At 73.6% G+C, this 14102-nt stretch carries 15 protein-coding genes; 10 read left to right on the top strand and 5 right to left on the bottom strand.

Annotated features, from left to right (window positions below):
* Window positions 1-35 precede the first annotated feature (35 nt).
* Both DFJ68_RS17210 and galE read left to right on the top strand, forming a co-directional pair.
* A complete protein-coding gene (locus tag DFJ68_RS17210) occupies window positions 36-914 on the top strand; it encodes a M56 family metallopeptidase (protein WP_245963719.1) in 879 nt (292 codons plus the stop codon).
* An 80-nt stretch (window positions 915-994) separates the two neighbouring features.
* Window positions 995-2017 carry a UDP-glucose 4-epimerase GalE gene (galE, locus tag DFJ68_RS17205; RefSeq protein WP_121034786.1) on the top strand — a complete coding sequence of 341 codons (1023 nt, stop codon included), beginning with the start codon at window positions 995-997 and terminating at the stop codon, window positions 2015-2017.
* A 12-nt stretch (window positions 2018-2029) separates the two neighbouring features.
* On the opposite strand, the gene DFJ68_RS17200 is transcribed toward galE, so the two are convergent.
* The 3 genes from DFJ68_RS17200 to DFJ68_RS17190 all read right to left on the bottom strand — a co-directional run bounded on the left by DFJ68_RS17200 (window position 2030) and on the right by DFJ68_RS17190 (window position 4734).
* Window positions 2030-2812 (bottom strand): class I SAM-dependent methyltransferase, encoded by a 783-nt coding sequence (locus DFJ68_RS17200; protein WP_170165817.1) that lies wholly within the window; start codon window positions 2810-2812, stop codon window positions 2030-2032.
* 85 nt (window positions 2813-2897) lie between these two features.
* The gene (locus tag DFJ68_RS17195) at window positions 2898-4226 is read right to left on the bottom strand and encodes an MFS transporter (protein WP_121035487.1); all 1329 of its coding nucleotides are present in this window, start codon (window positions 4224-4226) and stop codon (window positions 2898-2900) included.
* Window positions 4227-4323: 97 nt separating this feature from the next.
* Complete coding sequence (locus DFJ68_RS17190) at window positions 4324-4734, bottom strand: nuclear transport factor 2 family protein (protein ID WP_121034784.1); 411 nt, start codon at window positions 4732-4734, stop codon at window positions 4324-4326.
* 198 nt (window positions 4735-4932) lie between these two features.
* Here DFJ68_RS17190 and DFJ68_RS17185 point away from each other — a divergent pair, with 198 nt between their 5' ends.
* The 8 genes from DFJ68_RS17185 (at window position 4933) to DFJ68_RS17150 (ending at window position 12443) form a co-directional block, all read left to right on the top strand.
* On the top strand, window positions 4933-5484 hold the full coding sequence (locus DFJ68_RS17185) for a low molecular weight protein-tyrosine-phosphatase (RefSeq protein WP_121035486.1): 552 nt from the start codon (window positions 4933-4935) through the stop codon (window positions 5482-5484).
* Between the two features lie 3 nt (window positions 5485-5487).
* Window positions 5488-6279, top strand: a complete 792-nt coding sequence (locus DFJ68_RS17180) for a VOC family protein (protein ID WP_121034783.1) — start codon at window positions 5488-5490, stop codon at window positions 6277-6279.
* A 102-nt stretch (window positions 6280-6381) separates the two neighbouring features.
* Entirely contained in the window at window positions 6382-7299 is a 918-nt protein-coding gene (locus tag DFJ68_RS17175; protein ID WP_121034782.1) for a VOC family protein, read from the top strand.
* A 4-nt stretch (window positions 7300-7303) separates the two neighbouring features.
* Window positions 7304-8716, top strand: a complete 1413-nt coding sequence (gene purB, locus DFJ68_RS17170) for an adenylosuccinate lyase (RefSeq protein WP_121034781.1) — start codon at window positions 7304-7306, stop codon at window positions 8714-8716.
* Between the two features lie 88 nt (window positions 8717-8804).
* Window positions 8805-9212: an MmcQ/YjbR family DNA-binding protein gene (locus DFJ68_RS17165; RefSeq protein WP_121034780.1), complete on the top strand. Its 408-nt coding sequence runs from the start codon at window positions 8805-8807 to the stop codon at window positions 9210-9212.
* Between the two features lie 288 nt (window positions 9213-9500).
* Window positions 9501-9782, top strand: coding sequence for a metal-sensitive transcriptional regulator (locus tag DFJ68_RS17160; RefSeq protein ID WP_121034779.1), 282 nt, complete (start codon window positions 9501-9503; stop codon window positions 9780-9782).
* A gap of 103 nt (window positions 9783-9885) precedes the next feature.
* Window positions 9886-10068, top strand: coding sequence for a cation transporter (locus DFJ68_RS17155; RefSeq protein WP_121035485.1), 183 nt, complete (start codon window positions 9886-9888; stop codon window positions 10066-10068).
* Entirely contained in the window at window positions 10065-12443 is a 2379-nt protein-coding gene (locus DFJ68_RS17150; RefSeq protein WP_121034778.1) for a heavy metal translocating P-type ATPase, read from the top strand. The genes DFJ68_RS17155 and DFJ68_RS17150 overlap by 4 nt, the downstream gene beginning before the upstream one ends.
* A 95-nt stretch (window positions 12444-12538) precedes the next feature.
* On the opposite strand, the gene DFJ68_RS17145 is transcribed toward DFJ68_RS17150, so the two are convergent.
* Both DFJ68_RS17145 and DFJ68_RS17140 read right to left on the bottom strand, forming a co-directional pair.
* The gene (locus DFJ68_RS17145) at window positions 12539-13174 is read right to left on the bottom strand and encodes a VOC family protein (protein WP_121034777.1); all 636 of its coding nucleotides are present in this window, start codon (window positions 13172-13174) and stop codon (window positions 12539-12541) included.
* 67 nt (window positions 13175-13241) lie between these two features.
* Window positions 13242-14093 carry an RNA methyltransferase gene (locus tag DFJ68_RS17140; RefSeq protein ID WP_121034776.1) on the bottom strand — a complete coding sequence of 284 codons (852 nt, stop codon included), beginning with the start codon at window positions 14091-14093 and terminating at the stop codon, window positions 13242-13244.
* Window positions 14094-14102 lie beyond the last annotated feature (9 nt).

Below are 14102 nucleotides of genomic sequence, written 5' to 3'. Positions count from 1 at the left end.
ACGTCCACGTCGCAGTCCTCGCCGTCCTCGCGGTCGTGCTCGCGTGGCCCGTCCCGCGGCTGCTGGCCCGTGCCACCGCGCTGCGTCGGGTCCCCCGACCCGCCCTCGTGCTGTGGCAGTCGACCGCCCTCGCCGCCGTCGTCGCCGCGCTCTTCACCGCCCCGGCCGCCGTCCTCGGCCTCGTCGCCGGGCCGAGCCGGGTCGACAGCGTCTGGCCCGTGCTGCTGGCCGCCGCCGTGAGCGGGTCGGTGGCGGCCCGGCTGGCCCTGTCCGGCGACCGCGTCGGGCGTGGCCTGCGCGCGAGCCGGCGTCGCCAGCGCGAGCTCGTCGACCTGCTCGCCACCCCCGACATCACGGATGCCGTCGACCCCGAGCAGGCGCGCCGCGACCGGCTCCGGGTCCTGGCCGCCGAGACCCCCACCGCCTACTGCGTGCCCGGCCTGCAGCACCGGGTCGTCGTCACGCGCGGAGCCGTCGAGTCGCTCGCACCGGTCGAGCTCGACGCCGTGCTCGCCCACGAGCGGGCTCACCTCGTGGCCCGGCACGACCTCGTCCTCGAGTTCTTCACCGTCGCGCACGAGGCGGTGCCCGCGTTCGTGCGGTGCGAGTCCGCGTTGCGGTCGGTGACGCTGCTCATCGAGGTGCTCGCCGACCGCGCCGCCGTCAAGGCGGTCGGTGTCGTGCCGACCGCGCGGGCCATCGTCGCCATGGTGGGCGCCGGCCGGCCCGACGGGACCCTCGGCATGACCGACACGGCGGCCGACGCCGCGGTGCGCATCGGGCTGCTCGAGGGCGGACCGGTGGTCGGCCTGCCACCGCGGGTCGCCGCGGGCCTGGTGTACCTCGCCGCGGCTCTCGTGCTCGCCCTTCCGGTGGCCCTGCTCACGGTCGCCTGGTCCGCCGAGCTGGCGTGAGCGCGGTCAGACCCCGAGGGCCGGGACAGGCCTGCCGCCGACGGTCGTGGACCTCGCGGCCACGTGGCTAGGCTGCGGGCATGCGCGTACTCGTGAGTGGAGGGGCCGGTTACATCGGCTCGCACACCGTGGTCCAGCTCGTGGCGGCCGGGCACGACGTGCTCATCGTCGACAACTTCGCCAACAGCAAGCCGACCGTGGTCAACCGGCTCGAGTCGCTGACCGGCGCGCACCTACCGGTGCACTCGTTCGACCTGCGCGACGTCGACAAGACCGAGCACCTCTTCGCCCACGAGCCCGTCGACGCGGTCATCCACTTCGCCGGCCTCAAGGCCGTGGGCGAGAGCGTCCAGCTGCCCCTCGAGTACTACGAGAACAACCTCGAGAGCACCTTCTCGCTCGTGCGGGCGATGCGCCGGCACGGCGTGAGCAAGCTCGTCTTCAGCTCGTCGGCCACCGTCTACGGCGAGAACGAGCCCCCGTTCACCGAGGACCTCGCGACGTCGGCGACGAGTCCGTACGGCTGGACCAAGGTCATGATCGAGCAGATCCTGCGCGACGTCGCCGTCTCCGACCCGTCGTGGCGCATCGCACTGCTGCGCTACTTCAACCCCGTCGGCGCCCACGCCAGCGGCACCATCGGCGAGGACCCGTCCGGCATCCCGAACAACCTCATGCCGTTCATCGCCCAGGTGGCCGTGGGGCGGCGCGAGAAGCTCATGATCTTCGGTGACGACTACCCGACGCCTGACGGTACGTGTCTGCGCGACTACATCCACGTCGAGGACCTCGCGGCCGGGCACCTCGCGGCGCTCACCGCCCTCGGCCGCACCGACGACGCGGTGTCGACGTGGAACCTCGGCACCGGCGAGCCGCAGAGCGTGCTCGAGGTGCTGCACGCGTTCGAGCGAGCGGCCGGGCGCACCCTCCCCTACGAGGTCGCCCCCCGGCGACCCGGCGACCTGCCGGCCAGCTTCGCCGACCCGTCGAAGGCCAACCGCGAGCTCGGCTGGACCGCCACCCGCACCATGGACGACATCTGCGTCGACCAGTGGCGCTGGCAGAGCGGCAACCCGAACGGCTACCCCGACTCCGACGGCTGAGCCGACCGCCCGTCAGGCCGCGGCGACCGCGTACGCCGCCACGCTCGGCAGCACGACCCGCCCCTGCGGGTCGGCGTCGAGGCCGGCCGCGAGCACGTGCAGCTCGCCTTCGAACCGGCGGCGGACCTCCTCGTTCTGGGCCAGGTAGGTCTGCCCGACGGCACCCACCCCGCCCCGGATGCCGGTGAGCAGGGCCTGCTCGTCGACGTGCCAGTCCCAGCGGTGCTCGCCCCCGTCGACGACCCGCAGGCCGCCGCCCGCGAGCAGGTCGACGAGCCCGTCGGCCGACCGGTCGTAGTCGAGGTGCTCGGGGAGCCGCTGACCGGGCACGGGGCGCGCCCCCGACGCCTCGAAGGCCCGTCGGAACAGGACCGCCTGCGCCGTGGGGGCGCTCGTCCACGACGTCACCGCGAGCCGGCCGCCGGGGCGCACGACGCGGGCCAGCTCGGCGACGGCGGCCCACGGGTCGGGCACGTGGTTGACGACGAAGTTGGCCGTAACGGCGTCGGCCGACCCGGAGGCGATCGCGAGGGTGGGCAGGGCCGCCTGCGAGACCCGCACACCGAGACCCACGGTGGCTTCGCGCGCGAGGGCGACCATCTCGGGGTCGGAGTCGACGGCGAGCACCCGGCGACCCCGCCCCGCGGCCGCCCGGGCCAGGGCGCCCGCCCCGCACCCGACGTCGAGGTGGTCGCCGTCCGGCGTGCGGTCCAGCAGCAGCGGCACCGTGCCCTCGCAGAGCGATGCGAACGAGCGCGCGTACGCCGCGCCGACCCCCGCCCAGGCTGCCGTCACGACCTCGTCACCACCCCGGCATCCTGTCAGGCGGGCCGATGCGTCACGACGAGACCGACGAGACCGACCAGTGACGGCCGGTGGCTCAGGGCTGTGGGTGCAGGGAGTCGTAGTCGCGGAAGCTCGCGACCCGCGACACCGACCAGACGACGAGCACCACGACGAGGACGCCACCGACGACCGGCGGCACCCACGTGGCCGTCAGGGTCGCGAGCGAGCCGGCGAACATCTGGCCGAGGCGCGGGCCGCCCGTCACGACGACGGTGAAGACGCCCTGCGTGCGGCCGCGCAGGTGGTCGGGCACGGCCGCCTGCAGGATCGACTGGCGGAAGATGGCGCTGATGTTGTCGGACCCGCCCGCGACCGCGAGCGCGACGGCGGCGAGGGCGAGGGCCGGGCGGTTGACGTCGGCGAAGTCGCTCGAGTCGACGGAGTGCCCGCCGAGCATGACGACGGCGAGCACGAGACCGAGGGCGAGCACGGCGAGGCCGTAGACGGCGATGGCGTTGCGGATGGCCCGCCCCTGCCACCGCAGGTCGGTGACCCGGCCGGAGCCGAGGCTCGAGACGATGCTGCCGACGGCGAAGGAGGCGAGCAGCACGCCGGCGGTCACCGAGCCGCCGCCGATGACGACGGCACCGACGGCCGGGAAGAGCACCATGGGCTGACCGAAGGTCATGGCGATGATGTCGACGACGAAGCTCATGCGCACGTTCGGCGCCCGACGCAGGTGCGAGAGCCCGTCGACGACCGAGCGGAAGCCGCCCGCCGGCAGGTGGTCGCCGGTGGGCCGGATGCGCGGCAGGGTCCACAGGCCGAAAAGACCGGCGAAGAAGAGCAGGACGTCGACCGAGTAGGTCCACGCGTACCCGACGTGGGCGACGAGCACGCCGGCGATGCCGGGGCCGACCGTCACCATGAAGCCCGACGAGATGCCCATGAGGGCCGCCGCCTTGGGCAGCAGCTCCTTGGGGAGCAGCCGGGGCGTGATGGCCTGGCGGGTGGCCGAGGCGATGGTGGCGGCGACGGCCTGCACGGTCGTGATGACGTAGAACGGCCACAGCACCCGTACGTCGCCCCAGGCGATGAGGGCGAGCGACACGGTGGCCAGCCACGCGACGAGCGAGCTCGAGAGGGCGACCGACCGACGGTCGAACCGGTCGGCGATGGCGCCGCCATAGAGACCGGCGACGATCATCGGCAGCAGCGAAAAGGTGGCGACGAGCGAGACGGCGAAGGTGGAGCCGGTCAGGTCGTAGATGTTGAGGCCGACCGCCGTCGTCGTCACGAAGGTGCCGACACCCGCGAGCGAGTTGCCGAACCAGAGCCGCGCGAAGGCGGGGCTGACCCGCAGGGGCGTGACGTCGACGAAGTGCGACCGACGAGGGGTGGGCGTGCCACCCGGACCGGGCAGCGTCTGCGGGTCACCGAGCGGGTCACCGAGCGGGTCACCGAAGGGGTCGACGAGCGGGTCGGTCCCCGGGTCGGGCGGAGGTGTCACTCGCTCGAACCTACGCCACCTCGAGGGCGACCTCTGCGCCCACCTCTGCTCCCACCTCGCCGGCGGGCGGCAGCTCGACGTGGGCGAGGTGGCTGCCGTCGCGCCACCACGTCCAGCGCCCGTCGACGAGCCGGGCCACCTGCGTGCGGACGACGCCGTCGGAGCCGGTGGCCGAGGTCATGGCCAGCGCGCCGCAGACGACGACGCGGGTGGACGAGACCCCGCCGCCGGTGAGGTCGAGCCCGGAGGCAAGGGCGGCGGCCCACGCCGCGCGGATGGCGGCCGAGCCCGCCGCCTCCCGCCCGTGCGCCAGGCTGACGACGGCGTCGGCGGCGTAGAGGTCGACGACGGCGTCGAGGTCACCGGCGGCGACCGCGGCGCAGAGTCGTTCGCAGAGGCTCTCGAGGGCTGTCGTGCTCATGCGCAGACCATGGCACCGGCCACCGACAGAGCCGACGACTCTGCCGACCGCACGGCCGACCGCACGGCCGACCGCACGGCCGACCGCCCTGCCCGCCGACCGGCATCCGGACCGCGGCGGGCGACGCCGGGCCAACACGGCGAGCCGTCACGAGACCAGGTCGAGACGCGCGGTGGCGTCGGTGTTTCAATGGGGGCCATGCCCGCCCGCCCCATCCGCGTGACGTTCGTGTGCAGCGGCAACATCTGTCGGTCACCCATGGGGCACGTCATCCTCGAGCGGCTGGTCGACGACGCCGGCCTCGCCGACCGGGTCGCGATCACCTCGAGCGGCACCGGCGACTGGCACGTCGGCGAGCAGGCCGACCCCCGCACCATCGAGGTGCTGGCCGAGCACGGCTACGACGGCACCGGTCACCGGGCCCGCGAGTTCGACGTCACCGAGTTCGACGACCTCGACCTCGTGCTCGCCTCCGACGAGGGCCACGTCCGCTTCCTCCAGCGGGCCGCCGGGACGCCGCACAACCGCGCGAAGATCCACCTCACCCGCGAGTTCGACCCCACGGCCGTGGCCGAGGGAACGCTCGAGACGAGCGACCCCTGGTACGGCGGAGAGCCGGAGTTCGCGCGCTGCTTCGCCGAGGTCGAGCGGGCCTGCCGCGGCGTGCTCGAGCACCTCGAGCAGCAGCTGGCCGACGAGCCGTCCCGCGGGGCGGACAGCGGGCGCCCCTCACCCTCGGGACGGACCTGACCCATGGCCGACGACCTCGACCTCGGCGCCCCCGACTACCCACCCGGCGCCCCCTGCTGGCTCGACCTGCTCGCCACCGACGTGTCCCGGGCGCGGGAGTTCTACTCCGCCGTGCTCGGCTGGCAGTGGCGCGAGGGTGACGACCGGACCGGCGGGTACACGCTCGCCATGCTCGGAGACCACCCCGTCGCCGGCCTGAGCCGCCGCCCCGCCGACGCCCCGGTGCCCAGCCAGTGGACCACCTATCTCGCGGTGCGAGACCTCGAGGCCAGCTCGCGCACCGTCGCGGATGCCGGTGGGCGGGTCCTCGGGCGGCCCGCCCGTCTCGGCCCGCTGGCCACCACCGCCATCGTCCGCGACCCCGGTGGGGCTCACGTCGGGCTGTGGCAAGCCGGCACCCTGCGCGGCTGCGGCGTGCTCGACGAGCCCGGTGCCCTGGCGTGGAACGAGCTGCTCACCCGCGAGTACGAGCCGGTGCAGGCCTTCGCCGGCGCCGCCTTCGACCACCGCTTCGAGGAGGAGGGCGAGCCCACCGGCCCCCGGTGGGCCTTGGCCCGCACGAGCGACGGCAACCCGGCGTACGGGCTGTCGGAGATCGGTCCGCAGTTCCCCGCCGACATCCGCGCGCACTGGCTCGTCGCTTTCGCGACGACCAGCGTCGTGCCGAGCGTCGCCGCGGTGCTCGAGCACGGGGGTAGCCTCGTGCAGGGCCCCTACGACGGCCCGTTCGGGGTCGCCGCCGTGGTGCGCGGGCCCGAGGGCGAGACCTTCTCCCTCCTCGTCACCGACGACTGAGTAGCGTTGCGGCGACGAACGATCCGCGCCGACGCCAAGACCAACCCAACCGTCCCCGTCGTGGTGGCGGCCCCAGCGTGACGAGACGACGAGGAGACCACCGTGCCGGTCGACACCGACGCCTCCGCCCCGGGGACCCCGTGCTGGGCCGACGTGCTCGTCGACGACCTCGAGCGGGCCCAGCGCTTCTACGGCGGGCTCTTCGGCTGGGTCTTCGAGCCGGTACCGGGTGACGCCGGGCCGTACGTCACGGCCACCCTCGGTGGTCACGCCGTGGCGGGCCTGTCGCAGAAGGACCCGTCACGCGGGCGCACCGTGTCGACGTGGACGACCTACCTCGCCACGACCGACGCCGAGAAGACGGCCCGCGCGGCCCGCGCCGCAGGTGGCACCTTCTACGTCGACCCCCGTGCGGTGCTCGAGCTGGCCGAGGTGGCGCTCGGTGCCGACTCGGCCGGCGCCGTGTACGGGCTGTGGAAGGGCATCTCCCACCGGGGCGCGAGCCTCGTCGGCGAGCCCGGCTCCGTCTGTTGGAGCGAGACGCTGACCCGCGACTACCCCGCCTCCCTCGCCTTCTACCGCGACGTCTTCGGCTGGCAGCTCGAGGAGGTCGGCGACCGCACGTACCAGTACAGCCTGGCGACCCTCGCCGAGGCCGACGAGGGTGACGACGACAAGGGCGACGACACCGGTGACGACACCGGTGCCCCCGGCTCGACCGTCACGGCGGATGCCGGTGAGCCCGCCCACACGGCAGGCGAACCCACGCACGTGGCCGGGGTGGGCGGCATCCCCTCTGCGACGCCGACGGACGTGCCGTCGCACTGGATGACCTACCTCGGGGTGGCCGACTGCGACGAGGCCGCGGCCCGCGTCGAGCAGCTCGGCGGCACGGTCGTCGTCGCGCCCGCGGACGCGGTACGCGGGCGGGTGGCCCTCGTCGCCGGACCGGAGGGCGAGACGTTCTCACTGCTGCACGTGGCGACGGTCGAGCCGGGGGCCGACGCTCTGGGAGGATGACCGCATGGTCTCCCTCGCCGACGCCGACCCGCCCATCGCACTCGGGGCGCTCGACGGCCGCTACCGCGGCGCCGTCGCTCCGCTCGTCGACCACCTGTCCGAGGCGGCGCTCAACCGCCGGCGGGTGCACGTCGAGGTCGAGTGGCTCGTGTTCCAGACGACGCACGGCGTGGTGCCTGGCGTGCGGTCGCTGACCGACGACGAGGTGGAGGCACTCCGTGCGGTCGTCACCGACTTCGGGCCGGCGGAGGTGGCCGAGCTCGGCGAGATCGAGCGCGTCACCGTGCACGACGTCAAGGCCGTCGAGTACTTCCTCAAGGAGCGCCTGACCCGGATCGCCCCGGCCGACACCGACCGCGGGCTGGCCGAGCTCATCCACTTCGGCTGCACGAGCGAGGACGTCAACAACCTCTCGTACGCCCTCATGGTCAAGGGCGCCGTCGAACAGGTCTGGCTGCCGAAGGCGCGCGCTCTCGTCGAGCAGGTCTCGTCGATGGCCCGGGAGCTCAAGGACGTGCCGCTGCTCGCGCACACCCACGGCCAGCCGGCGACGCCGACGACGATGGGCAAGGAGCTGGCCGTGCTCGCCCACCGCCTGGGTCGTCAGCTACGGCGCATCGACGGCCAGGAGTACCTCGGCAAGTTCAACGGCGCCACGGGCACGTTCGGCGCCCATGCCCTCGCCCTGCCCGACGTCGACTGGCCCGCTGTCTCGCGTGAGTTCGTCGAAGGCCTCGGCCTGGAGTGGAACCCGCTGACCACCCAGATCGAGAGCCATGACTGGCAGGCCGAGCTCTACGCCGACGTCGCGCGCTTCAACCGCATCCTGCACAACCTCTGCACGGACGTCTGGACGTACATCTCGATGGGCTACTTCGCCCAGGTGCGCGGCCAGGGGACCGTCGGCTCGAGCACGATGCCGCACAAGGTCAACCCGATCCGCTTCGAGAACGCCGAGGCCAACCTCGAGGTCAGCAACGCGCTGCTCGACGTGCTGGGCAGCACCCTCGTGCAGAGCCGGCTGCAGCGCGACCTCACCGACTCCTCGATGCAGCGCAACATCGGGACGGCCTTCGGGCACAGCCTGCTCGCCCTCGACAACGTCGCCCGCGGCCTGTCGGGGCTCGACGCCGTGCCGGAGGCGATGGCCGCCGACCTCGAGCGCAACTGGGAGGTACTCGGCGAGCCGATCCAGTCGGCGATGCGGGCCCTCGGCGCCCAGGGGGTCCCCGGCATGGATGAGCCCTACGAGCGGCTCAAGGAGCTGACCCGCGGCCGCCGCATCGACGGGGGCGACCTGCGGGAGTTCGTCCGCGGCCTCGGCCTGCCCGCCGACGTCGAGGCCCGCTTCGTCGCCCTCACCCCGCAGACGTACACCGCGCTGGCCTCCCGCCTCGTCGACGACCACCTCGCCTGACGCGCCCGCCGGGCCCCCCGGCATCCGCCGCCTTCACCGTCGAGAGGCCACTTCCCGACACGGTCCGGGCGTCGCTACCGTTGCGCCCATGGCTCGATCACGGGCGGCCGGGCTGCGCGCCATCGACGAGGCGGCCCTGGCGCTGCCCGAGGTGACGCGCGACCCCGCGACGGGAGGCCGGCCGAGCTACCTTGTGCGCGGCAAGGCCTTCGTGTTCGCCCGGGAGCCGCGCAAGGATGCCGTGGACCCCGGGACGGGCGAGCGGTACGAGGACGTCCTCGTCTTCTCGTGCACGGCGCAGGACAAGGAGGCGATGGTCGGGGACCCGGACAGCCCGTGGTTCACGACGCCGCACTGGGACGGGTACGCCGCGGTGCTGCTGCTCGAGCGCGACCTCGTCCGGGTCGGGGTGGCCGAGCTGCGCGAGGCGGTCACCGACGCCTGGCTGACCAAGGCGCCGAAGCGGCTCGCCGCCGACTTCCTCGCCCGCGGCTGAGGCAGCCGGCCGCCCCACCCCGTGCGTTCGGCACCTCCGAACGCCCACGGGTGCCGAACGCGCGTCGTCATGAGCGTCTGACACCCCTGTCGGCCCAGGGGTGTCGAACGCACGGCCCCGCGAGGCTGTGTGGTGCCAACCACGGCCATGTCGCGCGGTTGGCATCACCGAGGCCGCCCGACACCGCAGTTGGCATCACGCAGGCGCCGCACGTCCGGCGGCTGTCCGGTGACTGCGGCGGAAATACCCAAGGGGGGTATGCTGTTGTCACCGGTGAGGAGGAACGACATGGCAGGGTACAGCGGCAGCAAGGACGACTACCTGAAGCGACTGCGGCGCATCGAGGGACAGGTGCGCGGGCTCCAGCGGATGGTCGACGACGACACCTACTGCATCGACATCCTCACCCAGGTCAGCGCCGTGACGAAGGCCCTGCAGGCCGTCAGCCTCGGCCTGCTCGAGGACCACGTCGCCCACTGCGTCGTCGACGCCGCCCGCGAGGGCGACGAGCAGGCGCAGGTCAAGGTGCGCGAGGCCGCCGACGCCATCGCCCGCCTCGTGCGCAGCTGAACCGCGCCCCCACCCAGCCAGACCGAACGCAGAACGCACGACCGCAACCCGAGGAGACAGCGTGAGCACCACCCCCACCACGACCGAGATCACCGTCGCCGGCATGACGTGCGGCCACTGCTCGGCGGCCGTCAGCGGCGAGCTGTCGGCCCTGCCGGGGGTCACCGCCGTCGCCGTCGACCTGCACCCCGGCGAGGACTCCCCCGTCTCCATCACGAGCGAGGCCCCCCTCGACGCGGATGCCGTCCGCGCCGCGGTCGCGGAGGCCGGGTACGAGGTCCGATGACACCGCGCCAGAGCACCCCCACCGCCGCCGGCTCGCCGCAGGGCGCCGACGTGCAGGACGTCCAGCTCGCCGTCAGCGGCATGACGTGCGCGTCGTGCTCGGCCCGCATCGAGCGCCAGCTCGGCAAGGTCGACGGCGTGCGCGAGGCGACCGTCAACCTCGCGACCGAGAAGGCCCGCGTCAGCTTCACCGCCCCCGTCACGGTCGAGCAGATCGTCGCCACCGTCGAGAAGGCCGGCTACCGCGCCTCCGTCATCGACCGGATGCCGGGGGGTCGGCGACCCGACGCCGCCGCCCTTCTCGGAACCCTCCGTTCGGCCCTGCCCGGCCAGCGGCCGGCCGCGGCCGGGACACACCCGGCGGACCACCACAGCACCCATGACGACGCCCACGGCGGCTCCCATGACGGCGTCGCCCCCGGCAGCCACGACGGCATGGACCCGGCCGACCACATGAGCCACGGGCCGGCGGCCGACGAGATCCGCCCGCGCCTGACGGTCGCGGTGCCGCTGACCGTCGTCGTCTTCCTCCTTGCGATGGTCATCCCCGCCTTCACCGGGAGTGGCTGGCTGCAGCTGCTGCTCGCCACCCCGGTCGTGCTGTGGTGCGCGTGGCCGTTCCACCGGGCCGCGGCGATCAACGCCCGCCACGGCGCCTCGACGATGGACACCCTCGTCAGCCTCGGGGTGGGCGCGGCCTACCTCTACTCGATCGGGCAGCTGCTGACCGGTGGTGAGCACCTCTACTTCGAGGTGGCCGCCGTCGTCACGACGTTCCTGCTCGTCGGGCGCTTCCTCGAGGCCCGGGCCAAGGACTCCGGCAAGGACGCCCTGCGGGCCCTGCTCGACCTCGGGGCCAAGGACGTCGCCGTGCTGCGCATCGACCCCGCGACGCGGGTCACCGGTGAGCAGCGCATCCCCGTCGAGCAGCTCGTCGTCGGCGACCAGTTCGTCGTGCGGCCCGGTGAGAAGGTCGCGAGCGACGGCGTCGTGCGCGACGGCGCCAGCGCAATCGACGCCAGCCTCGTCACGGGCGAGTCGACGCCCGTCGACGTGGCGCCGGGCGACACCGTGACCGGGGGCTCGGTCAACACGACCGGGCGGCTCGTCGTCGAGGCGACCGCGGTCGGCAGTGACACGATGCTCGCCGGCATCCAGCGCCTCGTCGAGGACGCCCAGACGGGCAAGGCCGCGATCCAGCGCCTCGCCGACCGCGTGTCGGCCGTGTTCGTGCCGGTCGTGCTCGGCATCACGCTCGTCACCCTCGTCGCGTGGCTCGTCACGGGCCACGACTTCTCCCGCGCCCTGTCCGTCGCGGTGACCGTGCTCATCATCGCCTGCCCCTGCGCCCTCGGTCTCGCGACCCCGACCGCGCTGCTCGTCGGGACCGGCCGCGGCGCGCAGCTCGGCACCCTCATCAAGGGTCCGCAGGTGCTCGAGGACACCCGCCGCGTCGACACCGTCGTGCTCGACAAGACCGGCACCGTCACGACCGGAGACCTGCGCCTGCGCAGCATCCGGGTACGCGGCCGCCTGTCGAAGAAGGCGGCCCTGACGGCGGCGGCCGCCGTCGAGCAGGGCAGCGAGCACCCGATCGCCCGGGCGGTCGTCGACGGTGCGCGGCAGGCCCGCATCACCCTCCCGGCCATCCGCGACTTCGCCACCAACCCCGGCGAGGGGGCGACGGCCCGGGTCAACGGCACCGAGGTCATCGTCGGCAAGGCGGCGCTCTTCGAGTCCGTCGACGAGAGCCTGCTCGAGCACGCCCGCAGCCACGGCGGCACCACCGTCTTCGTCGGCTGGGACGGCGTGGCCCAGGCCGCGCTCACGGTCGAGGACACCGTCCGCGAGTCGTCGCGGGCCGCGATCGAGCGGCTCGGCCGCCTCGGCCTCACCGCACACCTGCTCACCGGCGACGGGGCGGCGACGGCCCGCAGCGTCGCCGAGCAGGTCGGCATCCCCGAGAGCCGCGTCGTCTCCGACGTGCTGCCGGCCGACAAGCACCGGGTGGTGGCCGAGCTGCAGCAGCAGGGCAAGGTCGTGGCCATGGTCGGCGACGGCGTCAACGACGCCGCCGCCCTCGCCCAGGCCGACCTCGGCCTCGCCATGGGCAGCGGCACCGACGTCGCCATCGACAGCGCCGACATCGTGCTCGTGCGGGCCGACCTCGACGCCGTCGGCGACGCCATCGAGCTCTCCCGCGAGACCCTCAAGGTCGTCAAGCAGAACCTCGCCTGGGCCTTCGGCTACAACACCGCCGCCATCCCGCTCGCGGCGTTCGGGCTGCTCAACCCCATGATCGCCGGCGCCACGATGGCCCTGTCGTCGGTGCTCGTGGTGGCCAACTCACTGCGCCTCAAGCGCTTCGGGAGCTGACCGGCATCCTCGCTGCCCACCCCGGCGGACGACGAAGGGCCACGGACGCGTACGTCCGTGGCCCTTCGTCTGCGCGTGACCGGTCGGTCGGTGGGTCAGATGGTGACCTTGCCGTCGGGGGTGTCGAAGGTGACCGCGAGCAGGCCCGGGGTGCCCTTCGGGGCGACGAACGTGAAGGAGATGCCCTCCTTGTCGAAGGTGTCCTCCGGGCCGAGCCACTCGCGCACGCGCCCGGGGTCACCGGCGATCTGGAGGTTGTCGATGATGACGGTGCTGTCGCTGCCCGCGGACGGGTGCAGCGTCATGTCGTCCCACTGGATGAAGTACGGCACCTGCGGGTCGGCGAGCAGACCCTTGATGCCGAGCTGGCGCCAGCGCAGCTCGGTGCCGTCGGGGCGGTGCCGGTTGCCGGGCACCGACTCGCGGCCGAGGCGCTGCTCGACGTGGTGGATGTCGTCGACCGCGACGACCCAGCCGAGCCAGCCGCCACCGTGCGACGAGGCCGCGCGGACGGCCTGGCCGAAGGGGGCCTTGTCGGATGCCGGGTGGTCGAGGACCTCGACGACCTCGAGGTAGTGGTCCTTGGCCAGGGGCAGGATCACGTTGCGGGTGCCGAAGCGGGGGTGGACCCCGCCGTCGACCGGGGCCACACCGATGAGCGCCGACAGCCGTTCGGCCGTCGCCCTGAGCCCATCCGGTTCTGCTGCATACGAGACATGGTCAACGCGCATGCCCTCAATCGTGGCACACGCGCGGACGGGCTCTTGACCGGGTCCGCCCCGCTCGACTAGTGGGCCGCTACCCGCTGCGGTGGCCGCTCATACCCCGCTGGCGCACCGCCTCGTAGAGCACGATGGCCGCCGACGCGGCGACGTTGAGGCTGTTGGCCCGCCCGTTCATCGGGATGCGCACGCGGTGGGTGGCCGCCCCGAGCAGGACGTCGTCGGCACCGTGCTTCTCGCTGCCGACGGCGATGGCGACACGACCGGTGAGGTCGACGTCGGTGTGCAACAGGTCGGTCTCGGGGGTGGTGACGACGAGCGCGACGTCGTGGTCGCGCAGCCACTGCACGGCCTCGTCGGTGGATGCCGTGGCGACCGGGAGCGCGAACAGTGTGCCCTTGCTCGCGCGCACGACGTTGGGGTTGCCCCAGTCGGTGACGGGGTCGGCGGCCACGACGGCATCCACGCCCGCGGCGTCGGCGGTGCGCAGCATGGCGCCGAGGTTGCCGGGCTTCTCGACGCCCTGGCTCAGCAGCGTGAGGTGCTCGGCGCCGGGAGCCGGGAGGTCGGCGAGCGTGCCGCCCACCCGGTCGACGACCGCGAGCAGCCCGTCGGGACCCTCGCGGTAGCTCACCCTCTCGAACGCGGTCCGGCTCAGCCGGACGACCTCGGTGCCGGCGGTGCGCAGCTCGGCGAGCAGGTCGTCCTGGTGACCGATCTGCTGCGAGCCGGCCCGGCCGGCCGGGCTGAAGAGCTCGGTGCAGACGTAGACGGTCGCCGGTCGCACCCCGGCCGAGAGGGCGAGGCCGATCTCCTCGTGGCCCTCGACGAGGGTCTGGCCGCTCTCCTCGCGGGCGCGGCGACGGCGCAGGGCGAGCAGACTCTTGAGGCGCGGGTTGGCGGCGGAGGTGATGACGAGGTCGGGCATGGCGGCCCC

It is taken from the genome of Terracoccus luteus (genome assembly GCF_003635045.1).
Taxonomy (GTDB): Bacteria; Actinomycetota; Actinomycetes; order Actinomycetales; family Dermatophilaceae; genus Terracoccus; species Terracoccus luteus.
Note: the sequence above shows the minus strand (reverse complement) of the source record. Positions and strands in the feature narration are given on the sequence as shown.

Bases quoted from the DNA above. Each gene is read 5' to 3' on its own strand.
- DFJ68_RS17140 (WP_121034776.1), bottom strand. From the start codon at position 14,093: ATGCCCGACCTCGTCATCACCTCCGCCGCCAACCCGCGCCTCAAGAGT.
- DFJ68_RS17165 (WP_121034780.1), top strand. From the start codon at position 8,805: ATGGCTCGATCACGGGCGGCCGGGCTGCGCGCCATCGACGAGGCGGCC.
- DFJ68_RS17190 (WP_121034784.1), bottom strand. From the start codon at position 4,734: ATGAGCACGACAGCCCTCGAGAGCCTCTGCGAACGACTCTGCGCCGCG.
- purB (WP_121034781.1), top strand. From the start codon at position 7,304: ATGGTCTCCCTCGCCGACGCCGACCCGCCCATCGCACTCGGGGCGCTC.
- galE (WP_121034786.1), top strand. From the start codon at position 995: ATGCGCGTACTCGTGAGTGGAGGGGCCGGTTACATCGGCTCGCACACC.
- DFJ68_RS17150 (WP_121034778.1), top strand. From the start codon at position 10,065: ATGACACCGCGCCAGAGCACCCCCACCGCCGCCGGCTCGCCGCAGGGC.
- DFJ68_RS17155 (WP_121035485.1), top strand. From the start codon at position 9,886: ATGACGTGCGGCCACTGCTCGGCGGCCGTCAGCGGCGAGCTGTCGGCC.
- DFJ68_RS17160 (WP_121034779.1), top strand. From the start codon at position 9,501: ATGGCAGGGTACAGCGGCAGCAAGGACGACTACCTGAAGCGACTGCGG.
- DFJ68_RS17145 (WP_121034777.1), bottom strand. From the start codon at position 13,174: ATGCGCGTTGACCATGTCTCGTATGCAGCAGAACCGGATGGGCTCAGG.
- DFJ68_RS17180 (WP_121034783.1), top strand. From the start codon at position 5,488: ATGGCCGACGACCTCGACCTCGGCGCCCCCGACTACCCACCCGGCGCC.
- DFJ68_RS17185 (WP_121035486.1), top strand. From the start codon at position 4,933: ATGCCCGCCCGCCCCATCCGCGTGACGTTCGTGTGCAGCGGCAACATC.